The organism is Achromobacter sp. D10 (assembly GCF_035282245.1).
Classification (GTDB): domain Bacteria; phylum Pseudomonadota; class Gammaproteobacteria; order Burkholderiales; family Burkholderiaceae_B; genus Achromobacter; species Achromobacter insolitus.
Genome location: NZ_JAYJLE010000001.1, coordinates 92,666 through 107,164, shown reverse-complemented (window position 1 = coordinate 107,164; position 14,499 = coordinate 92,666). Strand labels below are relative to the sequence as shown.

General features: G+C 65.6%; 15 protein-coding genes and 2 tRNA genes. 7 read left to right on the top strand and 10 right to left on the bottom strand.

Annotated elements, in window-relative coordinates; all coding sequences use genetic code 11:
• Positions 1-39: 39 nt before the first annotated feature.
• Together VCS63_RS00500 and VCS63_RS00495 are read left to right on the top strand one after the other, a co-directional pair.
• Complete coding sequence (locus VCS63_RS00500) at positions 40-675, top strand: hypothetical protein (protein WP_323877990.1); 636 nt, start codon at positions 40-42, stop codon at positions 673-675.
• Positions 676-708: 33 nt separating this feature from the next.
• On the top strand, positions 709-1,068 hold the full coding sequence (locus VCS63_RS00495; protein ID WP_323877989.1) for a hypothetical protein: 360 nt from the start codon (positions 709-711) through the stop codon (positions 1,066-1,068).
• Positions 1,069-1,168: 100 nt separating this feature from the next.
• Here VCS63_RS00495 and VCS63_RS00490 read toward each other — a convergent pair whose 3' ends face one another.
• The 4 genes from VCS63_RS00490 to VCS63_RS00475 form a co-directional block, all read right to left on the bottom strand.
• Positions 1,169-2,908 (bottom strand): ABC transporter ATP-binding protein, encoded by a 1,740-nt coding sequence (locus VCS63_RS00490; protein WP_242663704.1) that lies wholly within the window; start codon positions 2,906-2,908, stop codon positions 1,169-1,171.
• Positions 2,909-3,020: 112 nt separating this feature from the next.
• Positions 3,021-3,096, bottom strand: a tRNA-Phe gene (locus VCS63_RS00485).
• 35 nt (positions 3,097-3,131) lie between these two features.
• Positions 3,132-5,621 (bottom strand): mechanosensitive ion channel family protein, encoded by a 2,490-nt coding sequence (locus tag VCS63_RS00480; protein WP_323877987.1) that lies wholly within the window; start codon positions 5,619-5,621, stop codon positions 3,132-3,134.
• Positions 5,622-5,841: 220 nt separating this feature from the next.
• Positions 5,842-5,917: transfer RNA gene (locus VCS63_RS00475), tRNA-Phe, on the bottom strand.
• 306 nt (positions 5,918-6,223) lie between these two features.
• Here VCS63_RS00475 and hemA point away from each other — a divergent pair.
• From hemA to VCS63_RS00450, 5 genes are all read left to right on the top strand, one after another.
• The gene (hemA, locus tag VCS63_RS00470) at positions 6,224-7,498 is read left to right on the top strand and encodes a glutamyl-tRNA reductase (RefSeq protein ID WP_042796220.1); all 1,275 of its coding nucleotides are present in this window, start codon (positions 6,224-6,226) and stop codon (positions 7,496-7,498) included.
• Positions 7,499-7,588: 90 nt separating this feature from the next.
• Positions 7,589-8,671 (top strand): peptide chain release factor 1, encoded by a 1,083-nt coding sequence (gene prfA, locus VCS63_RS00465; protein ID WP_042797529.1) that lies wholly within the window; start codon positions 7,589-7,591, stop codon positions 8,669-8,671.
• 8 nt (positions 8,672-8,679) lie between these two features.
• Positions 8,680-9,504, top strand: a complete 825-nt coding sequence (gene prmC / locus VCS63_RS00460) for a peptide chain release factor N(5)-glutamine methyltransferase (RefSeq protein WP_323877985.1) — start codon at positions 8,680-8,682, stop codon at positions 9,502-9,504.
• A 94-nt stretch (positions 9,505-9,598) separates the two neighbouring features.
• Positions 9,599-9,925 (top strand): Grx4 family monothiol glutaredoxin, encoded by a 327-nt coding sequence (gene grxD / locus VCS63_RS00455; RefSeq protein WP_042797530.1) that lies wholly within the window; start codon positions 9,599-9,601, stop codon positions 9,923-9,925.
• 7 nt (positions 9,926-9,932) lie between these two features.
• Positions 9,933-10,496 (top strand): UbiX family flavin prenyltransferase, encoded by a 564-nt coding sequence (locus VCS63_RS00450; protein ID WP_054457626.1) that lies wholly within the window; start codon positions 9,933-9,935, stop codon positions 10,494-10,496.
• A 72-nt stretch (positions 10,497-10,568) separates the two neighbouring features.
• Here the strand turns inward: VCS63_RS00450 and VCS63_RS00445 are convergent, their stop codons facing one another.
• The 6 genes from VCS63_RS00445 to VCS63_RS00420 are packed head-to-tail and all read right to left on the bottom strand — an operon-like array spanning position 10,569 to position 14,387.
• Positions 10,569-11,609 (bottom strand): cyclase family protein, encoded by a 1,041-nt coding sequence (locus VCS63_RS00445; RefSeq protein ID WP_042796224.1) that lies wholly within the window; start codon positions 11,607-11,609, stop codon positions 10,569-10,571.
• A gap of 5 nt (positions 11,610-11,614) precedes the next feature.
• Positions 11,615-12,394 (bottom strand): 3-oxoadipate enol-lactonase, encoded by a 780-nt coding sequence (pcaD, locus tag VCS63_RS00440; RefSeq protein WP_253636266.1) that lies wholly within the window; start codon positions 12,392-12,394, stop codon positions 11,615-11,617.
• Between the two features lie 19 nt (positions 12,395-12,413).
• Positions 12,414-12,710 (bottom strand): YciI family protein, encoded by a 297-nt coding sequence (locus tag VCS63_RS00435; RefSeq protein ID WP_063641344.1) that lies wholly within the window; start codon positions 12,708-12,710, stop codon positions 12,414-12,416.
• 13 nt (positions 12,711-12,723) lie between these two features.
• Positions 12,724-12,999: a muconolactone Delta-isomerase gene (gene catC / locus VCS63_RS00430; RefSeq protein WP_042796227.1), complete on the bottom strand. Its 276-nt coding sequence runs from the start codon at positions 12,997-12,999 to the stop codon at positions 12,724-12,726.
• A gap of 57 nt (positions 13,000-13,056) precedes the next feature.
• Positions 13,057-13,701: a 3-oxoacid CoA-transferase subunit B gene (locus tag VCS63_RS00425; RefSeq protein WP_042796228.1), complete on the bottom strand. Its 645-nt coding sequence runs from the start codon at positions 13,699-13,701 to the stop codon at positions 13,057-13,059.
• Positions 13,698-14,387, bottom strand: coding sequence for a 3-oxoacid CoA-transferase subunit A (locus VCS63_RS00420; RefSeq protein WP_042796229.1), 690 nt, complete (start codon positions 14,385-14,387; stop codon positions 13,698-13,700). The genes VCS63_RS00425 and VCS63_RS00420 overlap by 4 nt, the downstream gene beginning before the upstream one ends.
• Positions 14,388-14,499: the final 112 nt, after the last annotated feature.

Sequence of the window (14,499 nt, the reverse complement as noted above, 5' to 3'; positions counted from 1 at the left end):
TGAAGAGTCGCGTTTTGCAATGTCGGGCCGGGAGCGGGTATGAAGACGCATCTGCATTTTTTTCGTGGGAATGGCTTCTTGCTGGCAATGCGCTGGCTGTTGGGATATATGGCGATCGCGCTGACTGCGTGCAGCATCCAATTGGCTCCTCGATCCGACCAGGCGCTCCTTGACGGCATACAACAGGTCAACAAGCAAATCATGGAGGTATACGCAAGCGCGTCGATGGGAGCGAGCCGCGATACCTTCCCGATGCGCGTCGAGCAGTACAACCGGATCATTGGAACGCTCGATGCGTTGGCATTGCAGGCGAAGAGCAGGCCGATGCCGGATGCGAAAACGCAGGGCAGGATTGCGCAAGCGCTGCGAGACCTGGGGAAGACCGATGGGCTGATGGGCACGGATCTGTCGGGCCCGATGGCCCGTATGGCGGCGGATTGCGCGGCCATACGCAAGGTGAACGCGCCCGCGGTCAATGTCCCCGACCCGACTCCCTCGACGGCTTATGTCCCGGCGAGCGCCACCGCTCTGATGCAGGCTTCTCGCGGTATCACCTTTCTTCGCGATTCGGATTGCGTGAATGGGCTGGACGCGGGCCGCGTGGCTGTGAATCGCGGCTTCGTGACGCATTTTATGGCCCAGGCCATCATCTACGAAACCTATCTCAAGGAATAGCGGCGTTCACTTGGATTGACGGGGAGAGGCACCATGGCACTCGATCTCAACGCGGCATCACACACTTTCCTGCGTGGCATTTCGGATGCGGTCGCGAATACCGCCAAGAAGGAGTTGGTAACGATCAAGGGATTTAGCGAGAGTCAGTTGAACTCATTGGCGCAACAGTCGGCTCTTGTGGCTGGCATGATTGAGGCCAATATGTTTACCGACGCAGAGCGGGATTTCTATCTCGAGGGGCTCCAGGCAATGGCAAAGGGCTTTGTGGACACCATGGCACAACTGCTCGACATCCTGATTGAGGAGCTTTGGGACGCCGTGGTCGGCGTCATCTGGAAGACTATTAGTCAGTTGGCTCGCGTGGCGCTCAATGTTCCGGTGCTGGCGGCGTGAGGAGGGCGGCTAGGCAGATGGCAAAGCCGCCAGAGCGTGGGAAGTTGGTGGTTGCGTCATGGATATCCAGTGTAGAGGCCTGACCGGGAAGTGCCGCGCATCAAAGCTTGTGCCGGGCCAGCACCTCGTCGCGCGGTCCCGCATCCACCACGCGCCCCGCTTCCATTACCACGATGGTGTCAAAGCGGTTGAGCAAGCTGGGACGGTGCACGGAGGCCACGATGCATGCCGAAGGAAACGCGGCGTACATGCGATCGAACACCCGGCCTTCGGCTTGCGGGTCCAGCGCGCTGGTGGGCTCGTCCAGCAGCAGCAAGCTGCTTCCCTGCGCGGCAAGCGCCCCGCGCGAGAGAGCCAGGCGTTGCCGCTGGCCGCCGGAAAGATTGCTGCCCCGCTCGTTCACCGGGCTGGCCAGGCCATTGGGCATGCGTTGCAGCACTTCGTCGAACACGCCGGTATGCACGGCGGCTTGCAGCGCCTGTGCATCGGCGGATTCGCCAAAGGTGAGGTTTTCCTGCACGCTGGCTTCGAAGACTTCGGCTTCTTGCGGAATCAGCGTGGCCAGCGTGCGCAGTTCGGCCCAGGCTACCGGTTTGCCGTCGCGCAGCAGTTCGCCTTGTTGCGGCGGATAAAGTCCGGCGAGGGTGCGCAGCAGGGTGCTCTTGCCGCCGCCGCTGGCGCCGATCAGCGCTACGCGTGAGCCCCGGCGCAACACCAGGTCGACGCCATGCAGGCCGCCGCGTCCTTCGTCCGAATAGCGCCAGGTCGCGCCGCGCAACTCCAGGGTCTGCCACGGCGCGTCTGCGCGCACGGCCGGCACGGCCGCTTTGGGATCTCCGGGGGCCTGCCAAATGGGCTCGGCGCTGCTGTAGTCCGTGTGCATGCGCGAGAAACTCTGGAAGTTCGAGGCGATGGCGCTGACGACCGAGGCGGCCTGCTGGGCATATTGGTAGATCATGAAGATCGTGCCCAGCAGCAGCGCCTGGCCGGGTTCGCGGTGCCGCAGCACATATTCCACGACCAGAATCCAGGTGAGGCACATGCCCGCCAGGTCCACCACGCACCACTTGACCTCGTTGACCCACAGGGCGCGACGCAGGGGCTTCATGACGGTTTCCAGGCGGCGGCCGAGGATCTTGCGCGAGGCGGCCTGCAAGCGCAGGCCGATCACGGTGCCGGCATTGCTGATGAAGTCGAGCAAGGCCGCGACATAGCGGCGTTCCTCGTCGTTCTCGGCACGCGCCAGCCGCATCAGCGCCAGGTCGAACCGCAGCGTGACCAGGGCGATGATCAGATAGCCGGTCACGGCGACGATGCCGCTGACGTGCGATAGCAGGGTCAGCGCCACCAGCGGGCCGATGAAGTTCAGGGCGCTGTGCAGGTATCCGTACATGCCCCGGGCAAATCCCGACAGCGCGCGGCTGGATTGCAGCACGCGGTGCTGCAGGTCGCCGGAATGGCGGCCATCGCGCCAGGTCAGCGGAGCGGCCGCGATGCGGGCGTAGAGGTCGTCGGCCAGCCGCTCGCGGACATGCACGCCCACATTGCCCTCCAGGACGCGCCCCGGACCGTGGAACACCCAGGACATCATGTAGCTTCCGACCAGGAACAGGATCCAGAGGCCGGCCGTGGACATTTCGTTCTGCTGCAGGGCGTTGATGGCGTGGGAGGCCAGCCAGGGCAAGGTCAGCTTTACCAACTGCGCACCCGACAGCAGGGCGACGGCGCCCATCAGTTGCCGGCGCGCGCCCTCGGCGTATTGCCATAGCGCGCGATACAACACGAGCGCGGCGCGGCCCATGCCGATGGAGGAAGACGGGGAAGAGGAATCAGGCTTCATCGCGTAAGAGGAAAGTCAGGGGGCAAGCCGTTGACTATGCTATCCGACCAGCGCCGCCGGGGCTCCAAAGCAAAAAGCCCCGCCAAAGGCGGGGCCAAGTGCTTGAATTCATTGGTGGCCTGGGGCGGAATCGAACCACCGACACAAGGATTTTCAATCCTCTGCTCTACCGACTGAGCTACCAGGCCAACGCGAAAGTCCGCCACTATACACAATATCCGCGTTACGTGGGGGCGGGGCCGTTGCCGGACGGGGCGCGGCGGGCTTGCGTGAGCACGGCGCCCGCGTCCTCGGAAATGCTGCGCAGGTGCAGGTCGGTCTGCGGGAACGGTATCCCGATGCCCGCACGCGTCAGCGCCTCATACATCCGTGTCAGCATGTCGCTGCGGATGGACATCCACTGGTCGAAGTCGGGCGTCCACGCGCGGACGCTGAAATCCAGGGTGCTGGCGCCAAAACCCATGAAAAGCGCAATGGGCGCCGGCTGCGAGGAGACGCCCAGCGTTCCGCGCGCCACCGAGCCCAGCAGTTCGATGGCCTGTGCGGGATTCGTGCCGTAAGCCAGGCCGACGTTGATTTCTATGCGGCGGTTGCGGTCCAGCATGGTCCAGTTGGTCAGCTTTTCCGACAGCAGGGTGCCGTTCGGGACTACCACGTCGGCGCCTTCGAAGGTCTTGATCCGGGTGGCGCGCATGCCGATGTCGCGCACCTGCCCCGAGGTGTCGCCGATCTCCACCACGTCGCCGGGCTGGATCGGGCGCTCGAACATCAGGATCAGGCCGGACACGAAATTGTTGACCACGTTCTGCAGGCCAAAGCCTATGCCCACGCCCAGGGCGCCGAGCACGATCGCCAGTTGGCTGGTCTTGACGCCGGCCGCCGACAGGGCGACCGCCAGGCCCAACAGCAGAACCGAGTAATAGGTCAGCGAGGCGATGCTGTTTCCCACGCCGCGGGGCAGCGGCATGCGGGCCAGCACTTCGTCGTGCAGCACCAGGCGAATGGCCCGCGCGGCCCAGAACGCGATCAGCACGGAAATCGCGAACACCAGGATGTTGCCCAGGCTGAGCGTGATGTCCCCAAGCGCCAGCGTGTACGACAGCACCTTGGTCGTGATGGCGTAGGTGGCCCGCAGAATGCGGAATCGGTCCATCGTGTACAGCGTCCAGCCCACCACCGCGGCGGCCGTCACCAGGCGGATCAACAATTGCACGAGAGGCGGGGCATGTTCGCGCGCGATGCGGAAGCGCGACACCCCTGGCCGAGCCAGCATCAATTGCAGCAGGGTGATGATGATGGTGACTCCGGCGTACAGCATCAAGCCGAAATAGCCGCTGCTGATGATGGCGCTGGTCAGCATTTCGGCCATCGACAGATTGCCGACCAGATTGGCGACGCCGGCGGCGGCCAGCAGGACCACGGCGCCCCAGGCGCTGACGCGCAATATCCGGTGCAGCCGGCCGGGCGCCTGCGTGTCGCCGCGGCGCTTGGCGCGGGCAAGCAGCCACAGCGCGGTCACCAGGGCCAGCAGGGTCATGGCCAGGTTGTGCAGGCGGTAAAGCGTTTCGCTGGCAAGGAAGAAGACGCCCAGCCGCTCCACCAGATAAAGGCCCGTGATCGCATAGGGCCACAGGTCCAGGGGTTCGCGCGTGGTCGGCGGCAACAGGCGCAGGACGGGCACCACGGCCAGCAGCAGCGCTATCTGCAGCACGATCAAGGGCGCGTCGGGCTCCAGCAGCTGCACGCCCATCATGGCCAGCAGCAGCCAGGCGGACAGCGGGCGGCCCAGCACCCGCGCAGCCGTCTCGCTCATTTCGCCAGCGCGGATGGTATGACGGCTGTGCCAGGCCAGCCAGAGCAGCAGCGGCAGCAGCACGAGCTGCAGCACGTGCAAGGCGCGCTGGTTGCTGGTGTCGGCCGCGGCGTACTGGCGGGCGAAGCGCAGTTCGAGGTCCAGGCCGCTGCGCAGGTAGGCCATGGCGTCGCTGCGGGCGGTAGAGGTGAAGGTGGCGTCCCAGAGCGGTGGAGCGTCCAGTTCGAGCAGGCGGGCATCGATGTAGTTGATGGCGTCGGCGACCGCGCGTTGTCCCGCCTGGATGCGTTCTTCTACGGAGTTGGCGCGTTGGCCCAGTGCAATCTGGCGGGCGAGCGGCACCGAAAGGGCTTGTTCGGCACGCGCCAGCTGGGCGATGACGGAGTCGATACGGCCTGTGAGGGCAGGGGGCAGGTCAGCCGCGCCGGGCGCGTTCTTGAGCGCCTGCCATGCTTCCCGCCGGCGGGCCAGTTCGGCGGCATCGCTGGCGTAGGCGGCGGTCGCCTGCCGCATGTCCTCCTGCCAGCTCGCGAAACGGCGGGCGTCGAACATCCAATGCCGCTCCAGGCTTTCCAGCCGCATGATGGGCAGGGTGCGCAGCTGGGCGGGCTGGAATTGCTGGAGCTTTTCGTCGATGGACCGGGAAATCGCTTCCAGGCGCGGTGCGAGCGCGTCGGTCGGGTCGGCTCCGGCGATGCGCTCCAGGACCCCTTCGGCGTAGCGGTGATCGGTGTCCGCGCGCAGCGGAATGTCCGCCACCAGGATGGCCTGGGCCTGCGTGGTGGGTGGGGCGAGATGGGCAGGCGCCGTCGCGGCGCTCTGTCCGAACGCGGGGCCAAGCAGGCCGGCCAGCAGTGCAATCAGGCCGAATAGCGCTTTTGCTGTTGCTTGGGCGCGCATGTCGCGGCTCCGGTGGATGGAAGGCGGCGGGCTACGGAGAAGGGCGTCTTACGATATCGCGGAAGCGTGGGCGGGGGAAAGGGGCGGAAACGGCGCGCCTCTGGAACTGCGCTGCAAGCGGAAAACAAAAAGCCCAGCCGGCAAGGGCTGGGCTTTTCTGGAATGCCAACCTGCTTTTGAGCGGGCCGGCCCCCTGATGAATCAGGAGTTCCAATAATTCTGGTGGCCTGGGGCGGAATCGAACCACCGACACAAGGATTTTCAATCCTCTGCTCTACCGACTGAGCTACCAGGCCAACGAAGTCCGCAACTATACACAATTTTTGAGGCTTGCGCCAGCGTAGGGCAAAAATCTTGGGGTGCCGCCGTCCCCGGCAGGCCGCAACCCTCGGACTGTTGGGCGTACGGCACGAAAGGTGCGACCCAGGGTCGCGCCCGAGGGCAGAACTGGCCTGGGGATAACCCGCAGGGGTATAATCGTTAGCGGTCTGACGCTGCGGACTGGTTTAGAACCCCCGGTTTGGAACCCCCGGTTTGCGGCGCCTCGTTCTTAGTGGCAGTACTTAACGCTTACGCACGGATGGCCCGGCCATCCCTTCTACATGTCGGTAGCTGTCCTTGCCTTCGGTCTGAATCACACGTCCGCGCCGGTTTCGGTCCGCGAACGCGTGTCCATGCCCGTCGATCTGGTGAAGCCCGCGCTGGAAGGCCTGCGTTCGGCATTCGGCGGCTCGGTCCGCGAAGCCGCCATCCTGTCCACCTGTAACCGCACCGAAATCTATTGCGCAGCCGACGGCCACGTGGCCGATCAACTGCCCGCCTGGCTGGCTGATTACAACCGCCTGGACGCCGGCACGCTGCGCCCGCATCTCTATCGCCATCACCAGGACGACGCCGTGCGTCACGCTTTCCGCGTGGCCAGCGGCCTGGATTCCATGGTGTTGGGCGAAACCCAGATCGTGGGCCAGATGAAGGACGCCGTGCGCGCCGCCGGCGAAGCCGGATCGCTGGGCACCCTGCTGCACCAGATGTTCCAGCGGACCTTCTCCGTGGCCAAGGAAGTCCGGTCGCAGACCGCCATCGGCGCGCAGTCCGTGTCCATGGCCGCTGCCGCGGTGCGCCTGGCCGAGCGCGTGTTCGGCAATCTGGACCAGGCCCGCACGCTGTTCATCGGCGCGGGCGAAATGATCGAATTGTGCGCCACGCACTTCGCCGCGCAGCGTCCGCGCAGCATGGTGGTGGCCAACCGCACGGCCGAACGCGCCGAAGTCCTGGCCAACCGCTTTGCCGCTAGCACCATGAAGCTGTCGGACCTGACGGACCGCCTGTCCGAGTTCGACGTCATCGTGTCCTGTACGGCAAGCTCCCTGCCCATCCTCGGCCTGGGGATGGTGGAACGGGCGACGCGCCTGCGCCGCCACCGCCCCATGGTCATGATCGACCTGGCCGTGCCGCGCGACATCGAACCCGAAGTCGGCCGCCTGGACGACGTCTACCTGTATTCGGTGGATGATCTGGGCCGGCTGGTGCAAACCGGCACTGACGCGCGACGCGCGGCAGTGGTGCAGGCTGAAGCGATCATCGAAACCCGTGTCCAAGGCTTCATGCACTGGATGCAATCCCGCGAAGTGGTGCCTGTCATCCGCGACCTGCATCAGGCCGCCGAAGACGTGCGCAGCGCCGAGCTGGAACGCGCCCGACGCCTGCTGGCGCGGGGCGAATCGCCGGAGGCCGTGCTCGAGCAACTGGCCCACGGCCTGACGCAAAAGTACCTGCACGGCCCGCTGGCGGCTTTGAACCGCAGCGAAGGCGACGACCGCAAGCAACTGCTTGCCTGGATGCCGCGCCTCTTTCCCGGCCGCGACTCCCGCCGTTAGCGACTCTGCCCTACGCCCCGCCTCCTGGCGGGCGTTCGTCTTTTGGGCGCCCGCTATCCGCTTTCCCGCTTTTCTTTTTGGTCATTCCCCATGAAATCTTCCATGCGCAGCCGGCTGGAGCACCTGTGTCACCGCCTCATCGAGGTCGACGCCCTGCTCGCCGAACCGGAGACCGCGTCCGATATGGACCGTTTCCGCAAGCTTTCGCGCGAACGCGCGGAACTGGAGCCCGTGGTCGAGGCGTTCACCGCCTTCGCCCGCACCGAAGATGACCTGGCCGCGGCCCAGGAAATGCTGTCTGATCCGGACCTGAAATCCATGGCCGAGGACGAGATCAAGTCCGGCCGCGCCAAGCTCGAGGAACTGGAAGGCGCGCTGCAATTGCTGCTGTTGCCACGCGACCCCAACGACGGGCGCAGCGTGTTCCTGGAAATCCGCGCCGGCACGGGCGGCGACGAAAGCGCGCTGTTCTCTGGCGACCTGTTGCGTATGTACACGCGTTACGCCGAACAGCGCGGCTGGCGGGTGGAGCTGATGTCCGAGAGTCCGTCCGAGCTCGGCGGCTACAAGGAAGTGATCGCGCGTATCGATGGCGACGGCGCCTATGGCCGCCTGAAATTCGAATCCGGCGCGCACCGGGTGCAGCGCGTGCCCGCCACCGAGGCGCAGGGACGCATTCATACCTCGGCGTGCACGGTCGCGATCATGGCTGAAGCCGACGAAATGTCGGAAATCGTCATCAACCCTAGCGATCTGCGCATCGACACCTTCCGCGCCAGCGGCGCGGGCGGCCAGCACATCAACAAGACCGATTCGGCGGTGCGTATCACCCACCTGCCGACCGGGCTGGTGGTGGAGTGCCAGGACGACCGCTCCCAGCACCGTAACAAGGACAAGGCCATGCAGGTGCTGGCCGCGCGCCTGAAGGACAAGGAAACCCGCGAACGGCAGAGCAAGGAAGCCGCCGAGCGCAAGAGCCTGATCGGCTCGGGCGACCGTTCCGAGCGCATACGCACCTATAACTTCCCGCAAGGCCGCGTGACCGACCATCGCATCAACCTGACGCTGTATAAGCTGCAGCAGATCATGGAAGGCGATCTGGAAGAGTTGACCGGCGCGCTGATCTCCGAACACCAGGCCGAGCAGCTGGCGGCCCTGGGCGACGACATCTGAGCCTGCCCATGACACCGCCCCAGCTGAAAAGCCTGCTGCTCGATACGCGCCTGCCACGCCTGGAAGTGCGCATGTTGCTGGAGCACGTGCTGGCCAAGCCACGTGCGTGGCTGCTGGCGCACGACACGGACCCCTTGCTGCCCGAGACGGCTGCGGCCTACGAGGCCTTGGCCCAGCGGCGTCTGGCGGGGGAGCCCATGGCTTATCTGGTGGGCCATCGTGAATTCATGGGCCACCGCTTCCGCGTGACGCCGGATGTGCTGATTCCACGCCCAGACACCGAAGTGCTGGTGGAAACCGCGCTGGAATGCCTGGCCGGCCTGGCCGCGCCGGCGGTGCTGGACCTGGGCACGGGCAGCGGCGCGATCGCGATTTCGATCGCCTTGGCGCGGCGCGATGCGCGGGTGATGGCGTCGGACCTCAGCGCGGCCGCGCTGGCGGTGGCGGCCTCCAACGCCTGGGACCTGGCCGCCTCCGTGCGCCTGGTCGAAGGCAGCTGGTATGACGCCGTGCCGGCGGGCGAGGGCTTCGACCTGATCGTGTCCAATCCCCCCTATGTCGCCTGCGACGATCCGCACCTGGATCAGGGCGACGTGCGTTTCGAGCCGCGTGGCGCGCTGACCGATGAAGCGGGCGGCCTGGAAGACCTGGCCCGCATCATCCAGGGCGCGGGCCGCCATCTCAAGCGGGGCGGCGCCCTGTGGCTGGAGCACGGCTGGGACCAGGCGCAAGCCGTGCGGGACCTGCTGGCGGGGGCCGGATTCCAGGATGTGCACAGCCGCAAGGACCTGGCTGGCATCGAGCGGATTTCCGGCGGCCGGCTGTCCGCCTGACCGGATTCCCGGTGCGGGGCCCGGGGTATCCGGGCGGATTTCCCCGCTGTACCTATAATTGGCGTATTCCGTTATGCCTGTCCAAGAGACCACCATGAGCGACGTTCAAGAATTCATCCGCGAAACCGTGACCCAGCACCCCGTCGTGCTGTTCATGAAGGGCACTGCCCAATTCCCGCAATGCGGCTTTTCCGGCAAGGCCATCCAGATCCTGAAGGGCTGTGGCGTGAAGAAGCTGGTCACCGTCAATGTGCTGGAGGACGACGAAGTCCGCCAGGGCATCAAGGAATTCTCCAACTGGCCCACGATCCCGCAGCTGTACGTGGCCGGCGAATTCATCGGCGGCTCGGACATCATGAACGAGATGAACGAATCCGGCGAACTGAAGACGCTGCTGGACCAGTCCGGCGCCACGGCCTGATCAGTCCATGCGGCGACTGGTCATCGGCATCACGGGCGCCACGGGCTCCCTGTACGCCGTGCGCATGCTGCAGGCATTGCGCGGCGTGGACGATGTCGAAACGCATCTGGTGGTGTCGGCGTCCGGCGTGCTTAACATCAAGCACGAGCTGGACGTCAGCCGCCACGATGTTTATGCCCTGGCGGACCACGTGCACAGTGTGCGCGACGTGGGCGCTACGCTGGCCAGCGGCGCCTTCCAGACGGCCGGCATGGTCATCGTGCCGTGCTCCATGCGCACCTTGGCAGCGGTGGCTCACGGCCTGTCGGATAACCTCATTACCCGCGCCGCGGACGTTACCCTCAAGGAACGCCGGCGCCTGGTCATGATGGTGCGCGAGACGCCTTTCAACCTGGCGCACCTGCGCAACATGACTGCCGTCACTGAAATGGGCGGCATCGTGTTTCCGCCGCTTCCGGCGTTCTACCACCGGCCCGCTTCCATCGAGGAAATGGTGGACCACACCGTGGCGCGGGTGCTGGAGCTGTTCGATATCATCGTGCCCGGGCCGCATTGGGAAGGCATGAAGTAACGATCGCTGCATAAAAAAGAGCTCCAGTCCGGAGCTCTTTTTGTTTGCGCGACGGCGGCGGGTTGTTGACGCCTACACCGTTGCGATCGGGGTGACCGGCGATCCAATGGCGTGCGGCAGACGCAGGGGCGGGGCGGTCAGCATGAAGTGGTGGCGGCCGTTGGCGTGCAGCCAGTCCGCCAGGTCCTTCAGGTACCAGAGTTCCGCCAGCGGCAGACCCAGCTTGAACAGGCAGTGGTGATGCAGCGGCAGCATGGCGCGCGGGCCGGTCTTTTCGCGCGCGGGGTAAGCTTCCACGGCGTAGTTGTCGGCGCAGATGGCGGCAATGCCGCTGTCCGTGATCCATTGCAGCAGCGCTTCGTCGGTGCCGTCCAGCGCGGCGCCGTAGGTGTGCAGCGTTTCGGCGTCGGGCTTGCCGTTCATGGCAACGACCGCTTCCGCGTAGCCGGTGCGCAGCACCAGCATGTCGCCCGCTTCGACGCTGATGTTGTCGGCCTTCAGCACGTGCATCAGTTCCGCGTGGCCGATCAGCGTGCGCCCGGGGCCGTAGTGGCGGAACAGGTCCACCAGCACGCCGCGGCCCTGCATGCCTTTCTGTGCCAGGTTTTCGACACCCAGCTTCAACGCCGCGGACGGGCCGCCACTGTTGCAGCCGCAACCGGTGTGGTCGCCGTCGGCCGGGCCGATGACATCCACGCCGGCCTGGTAGCCGTTGTAGTAGCGGAGCTCAGCCTTGCCGTCGCCATCGGCGTCGAACAGCGCGCCCACGTGGGCCAGCGCGTCCCATTGCGTGGAGTACTGCATGGACAGCAGTACCTGGTCGTCGCTCAGCACATCCACCGCGTCCGGGTTGACGTTGCGTAGCGGGAAGTTCAGGTAAGGCGTGTCCGCGAGACGCGTCGGGCTCAGCTGCGGCGGATGGCGGCGCGGGTTGAGCACGTTGCCGCCGGGCAGGTCCAACGGCAGCGACAGGCAGAAGGTCTTGCCGGCGCGGATTTCTCGCGCGCCTTTCAGGACCTGTTCTTCGGTGATGAGGTTCAGGCGGCCGAGTTGGTCGTCGGGTCCGAAGTCGCCCCAGTTGGAGCCTTCGGGCCGGTTTTTCCAGCGCTGCATGCCGTTTACCCCTTCAGGAAGTCGACGACCGCGCGGGTGAAGGCTTCCGGTTGCTCCCAGTTCGAGATATGGGAGGTGTTCAGTTCGACATAGCGCGCGCCAGGAATGGCTGCGGCCAGTTCACGGCCTTGGGCCGGGGTGGCCGCCAAGTCGTGCGTGCTGCTGATGACCAGCGTGGGCGCCTTGATCGAGCCTACCTGCTCGCGGAAGTCGGCGTCGCGCAGCGCGGCGCAATTGCCCGAGTAGCCGGCGTCCGGCGTGCGGCGCAGCATGTCGATCAGGACCTGGGTCAGTCCCGGCTCCGCGGCGCGGTAGCTGTCGGTGAGCCAGCGCTCGACCAGCGCGGGCGCCATCTTTTCCAGCGTCTGCTCGGCGACCGCGGCGATGCGGGCGCTCCAGCCTTCGGCCGAACCGATGCGCGCGGCCGTATTGCACAGGATGAGCTTGTCCAGCAGCTCGGGACGCGCCAGCGCCAGCCACAAGCCGGTGGGGCCACCCATCGACAGGCCGCAGAAATGCGCGCGCTTGATGCCCAGGTGGGCCAGCAGCTCGGCCACATCGTTGCCCAACTGCTCGAAGCTGTATTCGCCTTCGGGGATGGACGACTTGCCATGGCCGCGGGTGTCGTAGCGCAGCACGCGGAAGTGCTTGGTCAGTTCGGGGATCTGGCGAGCCCACATGTCGGAGCAGGTGCCCAGCGAGTTGGAGAGCACGAGCACCGGCGCGTCGGCGGGGCCATCGATGACGTAGAACAGCCGTGCCTGGCTGATATCGGCGTAAGACATGCGGGTTTATTCCTTGCGATTACAGATGGCAGACGCCGTCGACGTAGGCCTTGCGCCAGCGCGTGATGGTCACGCGTTCGAAGAGGTCGGCCTTGGAGAACGGATCGGCGTCGATGAACTGCTGCGCGGCTTCGCGCGTTTCCAGGGCCACGATGTACAGGCCGCCGCCGGCGTCCTTGCCGTCGTCCTGCAGCTTGGCGCCGCAGGCCAGCAGCAGTTGCTTGTTCGCGTCCAGGTATTCCAGGTGCGCGGCGCGATGCTGCTGGCGCACTTCCTGGTGGCCGGGCTTGTCGAAGGTTTCGATGATGTAGGGCATCGGCCGCTCCTGATCAGATTGCCGAGGGGTGGCGTGCCAGCGCCGTGACGTTGATGTCCATGTACGGGAACAGCGGCAGCGACGACAGCAGCGTGTGCAGTTCGTCGTTGCTTTCGACGTCGAAGATGCTGACGTTGGCGTAGCGGCCGGCCACGCGCCACAGATTCTTCCACTTTCCGTCGCGCTGCAGTTGCTGCGCCAGGGCCTTCTCATCGGCCTTCAGCTTGTCGGCGCGCTCGGCGGGCATGTCGACGGGAAGATTGACTTGCATTTGAACCATGAACAGCATGATGACTCTCTCCAGTAATGCCGCTCCGGCCGGGCCGGAGCGCGGGATCACGAAAACTCAGCGGGAAAACTTCAGCGGCAGGCCGGTCAGGCGCAGCAGCTCGTCGGCAGTGGTGTCGCCGAACATGTCGATGACGGTTACGCCGTCGGCGCGGATGTCGAACACGGCCACGTCGGTGTACACGCGCGATACGCAGCGCACGCCGGTCAGCGGATAGGTGCAGGCTTCGACCAGCTTGCTCTGGCCTTCGCGGGTCTGCAGTTCCATCATCACGAAGACGTCCTTGGCGCCGATGGCCAGGTCCATCGCGCCGCCCACTGCCGGAATGGCGTCGGGCGCGCCGGTGTGCCAGTTGGCCAGGTCACCATGCTGCGACACCTGGAAGGCGCCGAGCACGCAGATGTCCAGGTGGCCGCCGCGCATCATCGCGAACGAGTCGGCGTGATGGAAGAACGAGCAGCCCGGCAGCTCGGTCACGGGCTGCTTGCCGGCGTTGATCAGGTCGTAGTCCTCGTCGCCCTTGGCGGGGGCGGGGCCCATGCCCAGCATGCCGTTTTCGGTGTGCAGGATGACTTCACGGTCGGCCGGCAGATGGTTGGCGACGAGCGTGGGCAGGCCGATGCCCAAGTTCACGTAGGCGCCTTCAGGAATGTCCTGCGCGACGCGGGCGGCGATCTGGTCGCGGGTCAGTTTGGTGCTCATTGCTGCTCCTTGGCGGCCGGGGAGGCTTGGATCTGCACGACGCGTTTCACGAAGATGCCGGGGGTCACGACGGTTTCGGGGTCCAGCTCGCCCAGTTCGACGACTTCGCGCACTTGTGCCACGGCGACACGGGCGGCGCTGGCCATGATGGGACCGAAGTTGCGGGCGGTCTTGCGATAGACCAGGTTGCCCCAGCGGTCGCCGCGCTCGGCCTTGATGAGCGCGTAGTCAGCATGCAGCGGATACTCCAGCACGTACTGGCGGCCGTTGATCTCGCGGATTTCCTTGCCGTCGGCCAAGGGCGTGCCGTAGCCGGTGGGCGTGAAGAACGCGCCGATGCCGGCGCCGGCGGCGCGGATGCGCTCGGCCAGGTTGCCCTGGGGCACGAGCTCAAGCTCGATCTTGCCGCTGCGGTACAGGCCGTCGAAGATTTGCGAGTCCACCTGGCGCGGGAACGAGCAGATGATCTTGCGCACGCGGTTGGCGCCCAGCAGGGCGGCCAGGCCGGTGGTGCCGTTGCCGGCGTTGTTGTTGATGATGACCAGGTCCTTGGCGCCCTGCTCCAGCAGTGCGTCGATCAGTTCCATGGGCTGGCCGGCAGTGCCGAAGCCGCCGATCATGACGGTGGCGCCGTCGGGTACGTCCGCCAGGGCGGCCGCCGCGCTTGCAACAAGCTTAGAAATCATGATGTTTGCTCATAGGTGGCGTGTCATAATTTGTTCTTAATTAGAACTTTCGTTCTTCTGAAGAACATCGTTTCATGGGGATGAGCCGAGCGTCAAGGCGAGCCGGCGCGGC

Excerpts from the sequence above, each read along its gene's own strand:
- VCS63_RS00420 (WP_042796229.1), bottom strand. The coding sequence starts at position 14,387 with ATGATTTCTAAGCTTGTTGCAAGCGCGGCGGCCGCCCTGGCGGACGTA.
- pcaD (WP_253636266.1), bottom strand. The coding sequence starts at position 12,394 with ATGTCTTACGCCGATATCAGCCAGGCACGGCTGTTCTACGTCATCGAT.
- VCS63_RS00435 (WP_063641344.1), bottom strand. The coding sequence starts at position 12,710 with ATGCCCTACATCATCGAAACCTTCGACAAGCCCGGCCACCAGGAAGTG.
- grxD (WP_042797530.1), top strand. The coding sequence starts at position 9,599 with ATGAGCGACGTTCAAGAATTCATCCGCGAAACCGTGACCCAGCACCCC.
- VCS63_RS00445 (WP_042796224.1), bottom strand. The coding sequence starts at position 11,609 with ATGCAGCGCTGGAAAAACCGGCCCGAAGGCTCCAACTGGGGCGACTTC.
- prfA (WP_042797529.1), top strand. The coding sequence starts at position 7,589 with ATGAAATCTTCCATGCGCAGCCGGCTGGAGCACCTGTGTCACCGCCTC.
- prmC (WP_323877985.1), top strand. The coding sequence starts at position 8,680 with ATGACACCGCCCCAGCTGAAAAGCCTGCTGCTCGATACGCGCCTGCCA.
- VCS63_RS00500 (WP_323877990.1), top strand. The coding sequence starts at position 40 with ATGAAGACGCATCTGCATTTTTTTCGTGGGAATGGCTTCTTGCTGGCA.
- VCS63_RS00425 (WP_042796228.1), bottom strand. The coding sequence starts at position 13,701 with ATGAGCACCAAACTGACCCGCGACCAGATCGCCGCCCGCGTCGCGCAG.
- VCS63_RS00495 (WP_323877989.1), top strand. The coding sequence starts at position 709 with ATGGCACTCGATCTCAACGCGGCATCACACACTTTCCTGCGTGGCATT.
- VCS63_RS00450 (WP_054457626.1), top strand. The coding sequence starts at position 9,933 with ATGCGGCGACTGGTCATCGGCATCACGGGCGCCACGGGCTCCCTGTAC.
- VCS63_RS00490 (WP_242663704.1), bottom strand. The coding sequence starts at position 2,908 with ATGAAGCCTGATTCCTCTTCCCCGTCTTCCTCCATCGGCATGGGCCGC.
- catC (WP_042796227.1), bottom strand. The coding sequence starts at position 12,999 with ATGCTGTTCATGGTTCAAATGCAAGTCAATCTTCCCGTCGACATGCCC.
- VCS63_RS00480 (WP_323877987.1), bottom strand. The coding sequence starts at position 5,621 with ATGCGCGCCCAAGCAACAGCAAAAGCGCTATTCGGCCTGATTGCACTG.
- hemA (WP_042796220.1), top strand. The coding sequence starts at position 6,224 with ATGTCGGTAGCTGTCCTTGCCTTCGGTCTGAATCACACGTCCGCGCCG.